The following is an 11,801-nucleotide window of genomic DNA, read 5'->3' on the forward strand; positions in this document are numbered from 1 at the left end:
GGCCCAGACAGGGCCCGCACACCCCCCACGCCCCCCCCCCGCCGCCCCCGCCCCCCCCCCGCCCCCCCCCCCCCCCCCCCCCCCCCCCCCCCCCCCCGCTCGACCCCCGGCAGGGCGGCCACGGCGTCCTGCGCGTCCGACGCCATCAGGTAGGCGAAGTTGGGCGCGCAGAACGACGTCGGCAGGCGCAGGTGCACCCGGACCGTGGCCCCCTCCACCGCCACCGAGCGGACGAAGCCGAGGTCGGTGATCGGCTCGTCGAGCTCGGGGTCGACGACGGTGCCCAGTGCGGTGCGGACCTCGGTGTGGAGGTCGGGCAGGACGGCGGTCATCGGCGCTCCCCTCAGACCGAGGCGAGGTCGGCCGCCGCCGGCTCGCGCGGGCCGGTCTCGGTCTCGTCGGCGTCGGGCAGCCGCAGCTCGGCCGGGACCGGGATGTCGTAGAGCTTGGCGGCGGTGAGACCGAGGACCTTCTTCTTCTGCGCGGTGGTGATCGGCGCGTACTCGGTCATGTCCTCGGGGATCTGGAAGTCGACGAAGGACCGCACCAGCCACTGCGGCGTCCACAGCGCGTAGTCGCTGGCGAACATGATCCGGTCCTCGCCGATCCAGTAGAGGAGCTCGCCCATGATCTGGGCGAAGTACCGCGGCCGGGTGTGGATGAACGGGATCGCCACGGCCAGGCCGCCGTAGACGTTGGGCTCCTGGGTGGCGATCCAGCAGAAGTCCTCCAGCCGCGGCAGGCCGACGTGCTCGACGACGAAGTTCAGGTCGGTGAAGTCGGTGGCCACGTGGTCGACGTCGGCGACGTCGAAGGCGTCGCGGTCCAGCGGGCGGATGGTCGGGCCCTTGTGGATGTGGATGTTCGTGATCCCGACCTCGCGGCACACCTCGAAGTACCGGTAGGCCATGGGGTCGTGCAGCTTCCAGCCGCGGGAGTCGCCGTGCCAGTCGGCGGTGTAGAGCTTCACGCCCTTGAGCCCGAACCGCTCGGCGTCGGCGCGCAGCCGGTCGAGGCCCTCCTCGCCGTCCCGCGGGTCGAAGTAGTGGTTGTAGGTCAGCTTGTCCGGGTGCTGCGCGGCGAGGGCGGACGCCTCGTCGGTCTGGCCGAAGCCCCGGTGGTAGAACTCGGCGAGCCGGGCCGGCTGGAAGATCGCGTGGTCGACCATGCCGTCGCCGAACAGGTCCTGCATCAGCCGCTCGCCGCCCTGGTACAGGTACTCCTCGTACGACCACACCTCCGACTCGGGGCTGAGGTTGCGGTGGTAGTCGTAGAAGCAGTCGATGAACTGCTTGCCCTGGATGTTGCGCTGGTTCTCCGGGCGGGCGTCCCACAGGGCGATGTGGGAGTCGACGATGAAGTAGTCCTCGCCGTCCTTGCTGTACATGGTTGCCTCCGGGCGGGGTGTGGCTGCGGTCACGCTGCTGGCCGGAACGCTATGTATGTTGTGCACCACCGAGAAGCTGTGCGCTGTCTCACTTTGGGACACCGACCCCGGTGCCCCCGCTGAGGGCCACGCCTAGCGTTCTCGGCACACGACGAGGTGTCGTGCGCCCCGGGTGGGTGCACGGGAGGGGCGGGAGGCGCCCATGAGCACCGACCACACCCCCGCCGCGGAGCCGGCGCCCCTGGCCGACCCCGAGCTGGCGTCGCGCAGCGCGGCGCCGCGGCTGCGGGCGTCCTGGCGGCGCAGCGAGCAGTACGGGGTGCCCCCGGACGAGGTGCTGCCGGTGTTCACCGGCTCGGTGGACACCGGCTCGCTGCTGTACGAGTGTGCGCACGAGGTGCTCACCGGCCTCCAGTCGACGATCGCGAACGAGCCGGTCAGCCTCATGGTCGCCGACGCCGAGGGCCTGGTGCTGGCCCGGCTGTGCAACGACGCCGGCATCCGCCGCTCCCTCGACCGGGTGCACCTGGCGCCGGGCTTCCACTACTCCGAGCGCACCGCGGGCACCAACGGCCTGGGCCTGTCGCTGGCCGACCGCGCCCCCTCGCTGGTGCGGGCCGGCGACCACTACTGCACCGGGCTGCGCGGCTACACCTGCGCCGCCGTGCCGGTGCTGCACCCGGTGTCCGGCGACCTGGCCGGCACGATCAACCTCACCACCTGGTCGCGGTCGTCCTCCGAGCTGCTGCTCGCGCTGGCCCAGGCGGCGGCGGGGGCGACGACGGGCCTGATGCTGCAGCGCGCGACCGGCCGGCCGGTGCGCCCGGCTCCCCGCGGCGAGGTGTTCCGGGTCGTCGGCGGGCCGGTGGCCGGGGAGGACGGCGACCCGTGCGTCTCCGCCGGCTGGCACGCGGCGCTGACCGAGGTGACCACCGCCGACGCCGCCGGCCGGGTCGTCGCGGTGGTCGGCGAGCCGGCCGTGGGCAAGTCCACGTTGGCCGCGCTCGCCCGCCGCCGGCTGGGGCCGCGGCGCCGGATCCTGCACGCCCGCACCCCCGGCGACGACGGTGTCGCCGCGTGGCTGGAGCTCTGGACGCCGGAGCTGCGCGACCCCGAGGTCTGCATCATCGTCTCCGGAACCCAACGACTGCCCGCCTGGGCGGCCGGACAACTGGCCGGGACCCTGTCGGCGGCCCGGCGGACGGACGGCGGACCCCAGCCGTTCGTCCTCACGGCTCCCGAGTTCGGCGGCATCCCCGACCCGCTGGCCCTCCTGGTGGACACGGTCGTGGAGGCGCCCCCGCTGCGGCACCGGGTCGAGGACGTGCTGCCGCTCGCCCGGGCCGTCGCCCGCGCCGAGCGGCACCGCCCGGTGGACTTCACTCCCCGCGCGGCACGGGCGCTGACCGGCTGCTCCTGGCCGGGCAACGTGCGCCAGCTGCGCCGCGCCGTGCAGGAGGCCGTCAGCCGGGCGGACGTCGTCGACCTGCACCACCTGCCCCCGGAGGTCCTCGACGGCGGGACCCGCCCGCTGAGCCGCCTGGAGCAGCTCGAGCGGAACGAGATCGTGCGCTGCCTGACCGAGCCGGGCACCACGGTCACCCGTGCCGCCGAGGAGCTCGGCATCGGCCGCGCCACGCTCTACCGGAAGATCGCCCAGTACAAGATCACCGTGCCGCCGCGGTCGACGGACTGACGACCGCGCCCGACGTGTGACCGAGCGCACCGACCGATCCGGTCGGTGTACCGACCGAAACGGTTGGTGACGTCGTACCGTCGTGCCCGTGGCACGATCGTTCCGGCAGCAGGTCGACGAGGGCATCCTCGACCAGGCCGCCGCACTCTTCGCCCGGCGCGGGTTCGCCAAGACCTCGGTGCAGGACGTCGCCGACGCCGTGGGCCTGTCCAAGGCCGGGCTGCTGCACCACTTCCCGAGCAAGGACGCCCTGCACGCGGCGGTGCTCGCCCAGGCCGACACGCTGGCCGCGCGCGTGCGCGACCAGCTGGGCGACCTGCCCCTCGGCCCGGCCCGCGACCGGCAGGCGCTGGAGGTGCTCGTCGACGTCGCGCTGGCCCACCCCGGGTTGGTGGCGCTGATGCTCGCCCCGGCCACCCAGCTCGACGCCCGCGACCCCGAGCCCGTCGTCGCCGACCTGGTGCTGCAGGCCTTCGGCGTGGACCCCGAGACCACGGAGCCGCCCCGGCTCGTCCGGGTCATCGGCGCACTCTCGGCGCTCGCCGTCCTGACCCTCGCGGCCCACGCCCAGGACCGGACCACCGCGTGGCGGCAGCACATCGTCGCCACCTGCTTCGACGCGCTCGGTCACCACCGTCCGGGCGCCACTCCCCCACACCCCGACCAGGTGGAGGCCTGATCACCCATGGCACTGCTGTTGTCCCGGCTCGGTGCCTCCGCGCACCGGCACCGCGTCGCCGTCGTCCTCGTCTGGCTCGTCCTGCTCGTCGGCGGCGGCGTGGGCGCGGTCACCCTGGCCGGCGAGACGTCGGACAGCTTCGCGATCCCCGGCCAGGAGTCGACCACCGCCCTGGAGCGGATCAGCGAGGAGTTCGGCGCGGCCGGCGGCGCGACGGCGCAGGTCGCGGTCGTGGCCCCGGACGGCCAGACGCTGGCCGCGCCCGAGAACGCCGCTGCGCTCGGCGCGCTGGTCGCCGACCTGGGCCGGCTGCCCGGCGTCACCTCGGCCAGCAACCCGCTGGACCCGGCCGCCCCGTCGGTGAACCCCGAGCTGACCACCGGGTACAGCACCGTCACCTACGAGGCGCCGGTCGGCGAGGTCCCGCCGGAGCAGCAGGACGCGCTGACCGCCGCCGTCGAGGACGCCGGGGACGGCGCGCTCACCGTCGAGGTCACCGGCCAGGCGATCCAGGCGCCCCCGCACATCGGCGGTCCGGCCGAGGTGATCGGCGTCGTGGTCGCGCTGGTGGTCCTCGCCGTCACCTACGGCTCCCTGGTCGTGGCCGGCATGAACCTGCTGACCGCGGTCGTCGGCGTCGGCATCGGCGTCCTCGGCATCACCATCGCCACGGGCTTCACCGAGCTGTCCTCGACCACCCCGATCCTGGCCGCGATGCTGGGGCTGGCCGTCGGCATCGACTACGCGCTGTTCATCGTCAGCCGGTTCCGCCAGGAGCTGCGCCGGGGCGCCGACGTCGGCACCGCGGTCGCCACCGCCGTCGGCGCCGCCGGCTCCGCGGTCGTCACCGCGGGGCTCACCGTCGTCATCGCGCTCACCGGCCTGTTCGTCGCCGGCATCCCCTTCCTCACCCAGATGGGTCTCGCCGCGGCCGCGACCATCGTCGTCGCCGTCCTGGTCGCGCTCACCCTGGTGCCCGCCGCGCTGGGCTTCCTCGGGCTGCGTGCGCTGCCGAAGCGGCAGCGGACCCCCGCGCCGACCCACCACGCGGCGAGCCGGGGCTTCCTCGCCGGCTGGGTCGCCACGGTCACCCGACACCGCCTGGTCGCGCTGCTGCTGGCCGCCGTGGCCCTGGGCGCCGTCGCCGTCCCGTTCTTCTCGATGCAGACGACGCTGGTGCAGACCCCGCCGGAGGACAGCACCCAGGCCCGCGCCGACCAGCTGCTCGCCGAGGGCTTCGGCGAGGGTTTCAACGGGCCGCTCACCGTGCTGTTCGAGGGCGACGGCGCGGTGCCGGCCGCGACGGCGGCCGCCGGCGAGATCCCCGGCCTGGCCGACGTCGCGCTCGTGACCCCGCCGGTGCCGAACGCCGACGGCACGGCCGCGCTGGTCAGCGTCATCCCGCAGTCGGGCCCGACCGACCCGGCCACCGAGCGGCTCGTCGCCGACCTCCGCGACCTGCTGGCCGACGTCGAGGGCGCGCAGGCGTCGGTCACCGGCGCGACGGCGGTCAGCGTGGACGTCGCCGCGAGCCTGGACGCCGCCCTGCCGGTCTACCTGGCGCTGGTCGTGGGCCTGGCCCTGGTGCTGCTCGTGCTGGTCTTCCGCTCGCTGCTGGTGCCGCTGGTCGGCGTCCTCGGGTTCGTGCTCACCGTCGGCGCGGCGCTGGGCGCCACCGTCGCGGTGTTCCAGTGGGGCTGGCTGGCCGACCTGGTCAACCTCGAGGGCACCGGCCCGCTGATCAGCCTCACGCCGATCCTGGTCATCGGCATCCTGTTCGGGCTGGCGATGGACTACCAGATCTTCCTGGTGTCCCGGATGCACGAGGCGCACGCCCACGGCGCCGGCCCGCTGGAGGCCATCCGCACCGGGTTCCGGCAGGCGGCCCCGGTCGTCGTCGCGGCCGCGCTGATCATGTTCTCGGTGTTCGCCGGCTTCGTGCCCTCCGGGGACGCGACCATCAAGTCGATCGCCTTCGCCCTCGCCGCGGGCATCGCCTTCGACGCGTTCGTCGTCCGCATGGTGCTCGTCCCCGCGGCGCTGGCCCTGCTCGGTGACAGGGCGTGGTGGCTGCCGCGCTGGCTGCGGTGGCTGCCGACCCTCGACGTCGAGGGCGCCGCGCTGGAGCGGCCCGCCACCCGGCCGCAGGTCGAGCAGCCCGAGGTGGTCGGCGCCGGCGAGCGCTGACCCTCCCGTCGAACGGCCCGCCTCCCCTCCGGGGGGCGGGCCGCGCGGCTACTCCGACCGGGCCGGCGTCACTCGTCGAAGACCAGCGACGGGGTGTCGACCCGCAGCGTCTGGCCGCGGAAGAACTCCGGGTGCCGCGCCCGCCAGACGAGCATGAGGACGGCGCCGAGCAGCAGCAGCCCGATCCCGACGACGAAGACGCTGCCGACGCCGAACACCGACGAGCCGCTGCCGTAGGCGGGGTCGAGGGTGTCGATCGCCGTCTGCACGAACACCGCGGTCAGCATGAGGGCACCCAGCAGCGGCAGGACGCCCTTGAACACCAGGTCCCGCGCGCTGCGGCGCAGCTCGTGCCGGAAGTACCAGACGCAGGCGTACGCGGTCAGGCCGTAGTAGAAGCAGATCATCAGGCCGAGCGCGTAGATGGTGTCGATGAGGACGTTCTCGCTGATGATCGTCATGCCCACGTAGAACGCCGCCGTGGCGGCCCCGGCGACCAGGGTGGCGGTGGACGGCACCCGGTGGCGCGGGTGCACCTCGGCCAGCCGCTCGGGCAGGGCCCCGTAGGTGCCCATGGCCAGCATGGTCCGGGTCGTCGGCAGGAACGTGGTCTGCAGGGACGACGCCGAGCTCGCGACGACGGCGAGGAAGAGCAGGAACGCCAGGCCCGGGCCCAGGACCGGGCCGGCCAGCGCGGCGAACACGTTGTCCCCGGTGTCGGGGTTGCCGAGGCCCGTGCCCTCGGTGCCGATGCCGGCGTACATCTGCACGGCGATCGCCACGCCGACGTAGGTCACGATGATGACGACCATGGTCAGCAGCGCCGCCCGGCCCGGGGTGCGGGCGCTCCCGGCGGTCTCCTCGTTGACCGTCAGGCAGGTGTCCCAGCCCCAGTAGATGAACAGCGAGAGCGACAGGCCGGCGGTGAAGGCGCTGAAGCTGGTGATGGCCGTCGGGTCGAGCCAGGAGAACTCGAACGGGATGCCACCCGGTGCGGAGCCGGCCCTGGCCAGCGCCAGGACGGCGAACAGCGCGAGCACGGCCATCTGGAAGCCGACCAGCACGTACTGCACGCGCTTGGTGGCCTCCACCCCGCGGTAGGTGATCCAGGTGGCGACGGCGACGAACGCCACGCAGGTGAGGGCGTTGACGACCGTGTCGTCACCGAGGCTCGCCACCGACTCCGAGCCGGTGATCTCCCCGAGCAGCAGGTAGAAGAAGGAGACCGCCACGCCGGCGAGGTTGGACAGCACGATCACCGTGGCCAGCAGCGCGCCCCAGCCGCACAGCCAGCCGGCGTAGGGGTTGAACGCCTTGGTGGTCCAGGTGAACGACGTCCCGCAGTCCGGCGCCACCCGGTTGAGCTCCCGGTAGGCGTAGGCGACCAGCAGCATCGGCAGGAAGCCGGCCAGGAACACCGCGGGCATCTGCAGGCCGACCTCGGTCACCGTGGGCCCGAGGGTGGCCGTCAGCGCGTACACCGGCGCGATGCTCGAGACGCCGAGCACCACGCTGGCCAGCAGGCCGACCGAGCCGCCCGCCAGCCCCTTGGCCCGCAGGTCGGTCCGACGTCCGGTCACCGGACCCTGTTCGACCGCCATGCGGTCCTCCCTCCTCGCGCCGCCGCAGCGGCCTGTCCTCGGCCGGCGGGTGTGCCGCGGCTCACACACGACAGCCAGCCAGGTCGGCGCAGTTCGCGGAAGGGGCCGGCGTGTACACCCGCACCCGGTCCCGTCGACACTTCGGCATGGTCGCCGTCCACGGATCCGAGCGCGGCGAGCATGCACGACGACTGTTTCGTGCGCGTGTCCGACGCGCGGCTGTCCATTCCGTCGGGTGACAGCGCTGTCCCCGAGGGCGTGAGGTCCGGCTCAGGTCCGGCCGGCCGGGAGCCGGCTCCGCATCCCGGCGAGCAGCGCCTCCAGGCCCAGCTCGAACGCGGCGTCGGCACGCGCCCGCCCCAGCGGCGCCGCACGCAGCGCGGCGTCCAGGGCCGGGGTGCCGCCGCCGCCGGCGCGCCAGACCTCGTCGGGTGCAGCGAGGTCGAGCGCGGCGCCCAGCGCGTAGCTGTCCAGCACGCTCAGCCACAGCACGACCTGGTCCGGGGGCGAGCCGGCGAGCCGGAGGAGGTCGGCCACGCGGTCGTACCCGAGCAGGACCGAACCGGCGGTCATCGTCTGCTCGGTAAGCAGGGGGATCAGGTTGGGGTGCTCGGCGAGCGCCTGCCGGTAGGAGCGCATCCACGCCGCCACCTGGTCTCCCCAGTCGGTCCGGTCCAGCGGTGGGATCTCGAGGGGGGCGACCAGCCGTTCGCGCAGCAGCTCGACGATCTCCGGCCGCCCGCTGACGTGGTGGTAGATCGATGACGCGCTCGTGCCGAGCCGCGCCGCCAGGTCCGCCATCGTCAACCGGCCCCGCTCGTCGATGCAGGCCAGCGCCGCGTCGAGGATCGCCTCGACGTCCAGCAGTCGCCTCCGCCGCTGCACCACGTGTCCCTCCCCGGATCGGCCCGCGCCTCCAGTCGGCACGGGGCGCTTGACATCTGTGAGGTGGGCCACCATCTTAACCGAACGCCATTCGGTTAAGCACCTCCGGCCCTGGAAGGACCGCCGTGCCCGCCTCCTCCCCTCCCCCGGCCGCCGTCGCGCACGACGGCGACGGCCACCTCAAGCGCGGTGTCCTGGGCACCGGCAGCCTCGTCTTCATGGTGGTCGCCGCGGCCGCCCCGCTGACCGTCATGGCCGGCGTCGCCCCGCTCGCCATCCTGGTCGGCGGCATCGGCGCCCCGGTCCCCTACCTGGCCTCCGGGGTGGTGCTCACCGTCTTCGCGGTCGCCTTCACCCGCATGACCCGGCACGTGGGCAGCGCCGGCGCCTTCTACGCCTACATCGCCAAGGGGCTCGGCCGGACCTGGGGGCTGGCCGCCGCACTGCTCGCGCTGATGTCCTACAACGCGCTGATGATCGGGGTGTACGGCCTGTTCGCCGTGCAGGCGCAGGCCACCCTGGCCGACGTCTTCGGCGTCACGGTCCCGTGGCCGGTCATCGCCCTCGTCGCCGTCGCCCTGGTCCTGCTCGTGGGGTGGCTGGGCATCGACGTGGGTGCCAAGGTGCTCGGCGTCCTGCTGGTCCTCGAGACCGGCATCCTGCTGCTGATGGCCGTCGGCGTCCTCGTCGAGGGTGGCGCGTCGGGGCTGGACGCGGCCTCCTTCACGGCCGACGCGGTGTTCAGCCCCGGCATGGCCGGCGTGCTGGCCTTCAGCTTCGCCGCGTTCATGGGCTTCGAGTCCACGGTGCTGTACCGCAAGGAGGCCCGGGACCCGGAGCGCACCGTCCCGCGGGCCACCCACCTCGCCGTCGGCTTCATGGCGCTCTTCTACTGCTTCATCGTCTGGTCGGTGGTGCAGGCGTTCGGCAGCGCGCAGGCGGTGGCCGCCGCGGAGGGCGACCTCGCCGGCATGTTCTTCACCGTCATCGAGACGTACGTGGGGCCGTGGGCGAGCACGCTCATGCACCTGCTCGTCGTCAGCAGCGTCTACGCCTCGCAGATCGCCTTCCACAACGCGATCAACCGCTACGCGTTCGCGCTGTCCCGGGACGGCGTGCTGCCGCGCTGGGTCGGAACGGCGCACCCGCGGTTCGGGTCCCCGTACCGGGCGGGTCTCCTGCAGACGGCCCTCGCCGTCGTCGTCATCGCGGTGTTCGCCGCGGCCGGGGCCGACCCCTACGAGCAGCTGCTGCTGTGGGTGAACACGCCGGGAGTCGTCGGCGTCCTGGTCCTGCAGACGATGACGGCCGCGGCCACGGTGGCGTACTTCGTCCGCCGCAACCGCGCCGCCGCCACACCGGGGGCCGTCGGCGCCGGCGTCGCGTCCGGCGTCCTGCTGGCCGCGGCCACCTACGTCCTGGTGGACGACATCGAGCTGCTCACCGCCGCGCCGACGACGGTCAACGTCCTGCTGGTCGGCATCGTGCCGCTGTCCCTGGCCATCGGGACGGCGGTCGCCCTGTGGCTGCGCGCCCGCCACCCGGAGCGCTACGCGGGGATCGGGGAAGGGGCCGACGTCGACGCCGCCCCCACCCCGGAGCTGCTCGCGACCGCCGACGACCGATGAGAGTGGAGCACCCCGTGAACGCCGACCTGGTCATCACGACCGACACCGTGCACACGCTGACCGGCGAGGGCCCGCCGGTGGAGGCGGTCGCGATCGCCGGCGGCCTCGTGGTCGCCACCGGCACCCGGCGCGACGTCGCCGACTGGCGCGACGCCCGGACCGAGGTCGTCGACCTCGGCGCCGCCACGCTGACGCCGGGCCTCACCGACGGGCACCTGCACCCGGTGATGGGCCTGCAGCTGACCGCGGACGTCGACCTCTCCGGCGCCCGGTCGCTGGCGGAGGCGCAGCACCTGCTGGCCGCGGCCGCGGCCGGCCGGGCGCCGGACGCGTGGGTCCAGGCATGGGGCCTGGACCCCAACCTGTTCGGCGGCTCCCCCGTCACCAACGCCCCCCTGGAGGCGGCCGTGGGCGGGCGGCCGGCCTTCGTGCGGCTCTTCGACGCGCACTCCGCGCTCGCGACCGACCGCGCCCTGCGGATCGCGGGGGTGGACGGTCCCCGGTCGTTCGCCCAGCGGGCCGTCGTCGTGTGCGACGACGGCGGGCACCCGACCGGCCTCCTGCTCGAGGCGGCCGCCATGGACCTGGTGCAGGACCACGTCCCGCTCGACCCCGTCCCGGTGCGGGCGCGGCAGCTGCTCGACCTCCTCACGGCCATGGCGGCCACCGGGTTGACCGGCGGGCACGTCATGGACCTGCTCGGGGACAGCCGGGCGGTCGTCGCGGCGGCGGAGGACGCGCAGGACCTGCCGCTGCGGCTGCGCTTCGCCCCGTGGTGCCTGCCGGGCGTGGACGCCGACGGGCTGGCCGAGCTCGTCGACCTCCAGGGCCGGGGCGGGCGGAGGTGGGCCGTCGGCGGGGTCAAGTTCATGGTCGACGGGACGATCGACAACGGGACGGCGTGGCTCGAGCAGCCCGACGCGCTGGGCGAGTCGACCGAGAGCTTCTGGCCGGAGCCGGCGGAGTACGCCCGGGCCGTGCGCGCACTGGCGGCGGCGGGGGTCCCGACGGCCACGCACGCGATCGGCGACGCCGGCGTCCGCCACGCCCTGGCCGCCCTCGCGGGCCCGGCCCGCCCGGCAGCCGGGCCGCACCGCATCGAGCACATCGAGACGCTGCCGACCGCGCTCATCGGCGCGTTCGTGCGCCAGGGGGTCGTGGCGAGCATGCAGCCGACGCACTGCACCCACTTCACCCGGGCCGACCACACCGACAACTGGTCCACCCGGCTGGGCCCCGAGCGCGCCGGCCGCGCGTGGCGCTGCCGGGACCTCCGCGACGCCGGTGTGCCGCTGGTGCTGGGGTCCGACTGGCCGGTGGCGCCCTTCGACCCCCGGCGGGTCCTCGCGGACGCGCAGCTGCGCCGGCCCGCGGGCGAGCCGGACGTCGCCCCGGTGCAGCCCCACCAGGGGCTCACGCCGCTGATGGCCCTGCAGGGGTACACCACGCAGGCCGCCTGGGCGGCCGGGGAGGCCGCGTGCGCGGGACGGATCGCCCCGGGCATGCGCGCCGACCTGACGGCCTTCGCCGTCGACCCCCTGCAGGCACCTCCCGACGAGCTCGCCGACGCGCCCGTCGTCCTCACCACGGTGGACGGCGGCATCGTCCACCGGGGCGGAGCGGGCGGCTGGTGACGGCCACGAACCAGCGTCCCTCATGCTGGTGACACCGGAAATCGTTGTGTAGTCTGCGTTCCGGCACGGATTTCGTCGTCCGGTGCGCCTGGACGACGCCTACC

Annotated in this window: 9 protein-coding genes; 5 read left to right on the plus strand and 4 right to left on the minus strand. The window is 74.3% G+C overall.

Annotation, left to right across the window (positions count from 1 at the left end):
• The coding region (locus tag ACI78Z_RS16870) for an iron-sulfur cluster assembly protein (RefSeq protein WP_457037696.1) at positions 1–332 on the minus strand (332 nt) is incomplete at its 3' end.
• An 11-nt stretch (positions 333–343) separates the two neighbouring features.
• Positions 344–1,387 carry an amidohydrolase family protein gene (locus ACI78Z_RS16875; protein ID WP_457037697.1) on the minus strand — a complete coding sequence of 348 codons (1,044 nt, stop codon included), beginning with the start codon at positions 1,385–1,387 and terminating at the stop codon, positions 344–346.
• 202 nt (positions 1,388–1,589) lie between these two features.
• On the opposite strand from ACI78Z_RS16875, the gene ACI78Z_RS16880 reads away from it, so the two are divergent.
• From ACI78Z_RS16880 to ACI78Z_RS16890, 3 genes are all read left to right on the plus strand, one after another.
• Positions 1,590–3,083 (plus strand): AAA-type ATPase lid domain-containing protein, encoded by a 1,494-nt coding sequence (locus tag ACI78Z_RS16880; protein ID WP_457037698.1) that lies wholly within the window; start codon positions 1,590–1,592, stop codon positions 3,081–3,083.
• An 88-nt stretch (positions 3,084–3,171) separates the two neighbouring features.
• A complete protein-coding gene (locus tag ACI78Z_RS16885) occupies positions 3,172–3,762 on the plus strand; it encodes a TetR/AcrR family transcriptional regulator (RefSeq protein ID WP_457037699.1) in 591 nt (196 codons plus the stop codon).
• 6 nt (positions 3,763–3,768) lie between these two features.
• Positions 3,769–5,949, plus strand: coding sequence for an MMPL family transporter (locus ACI78Z_RS16890; RefSeq protein ID WP_457037700.1), 2,181 nt, complete (start codon positions 3,769–3,771; stop codon positions 5,947–5,949).
• Positions 5,950–6,017: 68 nt separating this feature from the next.
• Here the strand turns inward: ACI78Z_RS16890 and ACI78Z_RS16895 are convergent, their stop codons facing one another.
• Both ACI78Z_RS16895 and ACI78Z_RS16900 read right to left on the minus strand, forming a co-directional pair.
• Entirely contained in the window at positions 6,018–7,550 is a 1,533-nt protein-coding gene (locus tag ACI78Z_RS16895; RefSeq protein ID WP_457037701.1) for an APC family permease, read from the minus strand.
• A gap of 270 nt (positions 7,551–7,820) precedes the next feature.
• Positions 7,821–8,438: a TetR/AcrR family transcriptional regulator gene (locus tag ACI78Z_RS16900; RefSeq protein WP_457037702.1), complete on the minus strand. Its 618-nt coding sequence runs from the start codon at positions 8,436–8,438 to the stop codon at positions 7,821–7,823.
• Positions 8,439–8,560: 122 nt separating this feature from the next.
• Between ACI78Z_RS16900 and ACI78Z_RS16905 the strand changes: the two genes are divergently transcribed.
• Together ACI78Z_RS16905 and ACI78Z_RS16910 are read left to right on the plus strand one after the other, a co-directional pair.
• Positions 8,561–10,063: an APC family permease gene (locus tag ACI78Z_RS16905; RefSeq protein ID WP_457037703.1), complete on the plus strand. Its 1,503-nt coding sequence runs from the start codon at positions 8,561–8,563 to the stop codon at positions 10,061–10,063.
• Between the two features lie 14 nt (positions 10,064–10,077).
• Positions 10,078–11,697, plus strand: coding sequence for an amidohydrolase (locus ACI78Z_RS16910; protein WP_457037704.1), 1,620 nt, complete (start codon positions 10,078–10,080; stop codon positions 11,695–11,697).
• The last annotated feature ends 104 nt before the right edge of the window (positions 11,698–11,801 follow it).

The organism is Geodermatophilus sp. SYSU D01176, from assembly GCF_054050015.1.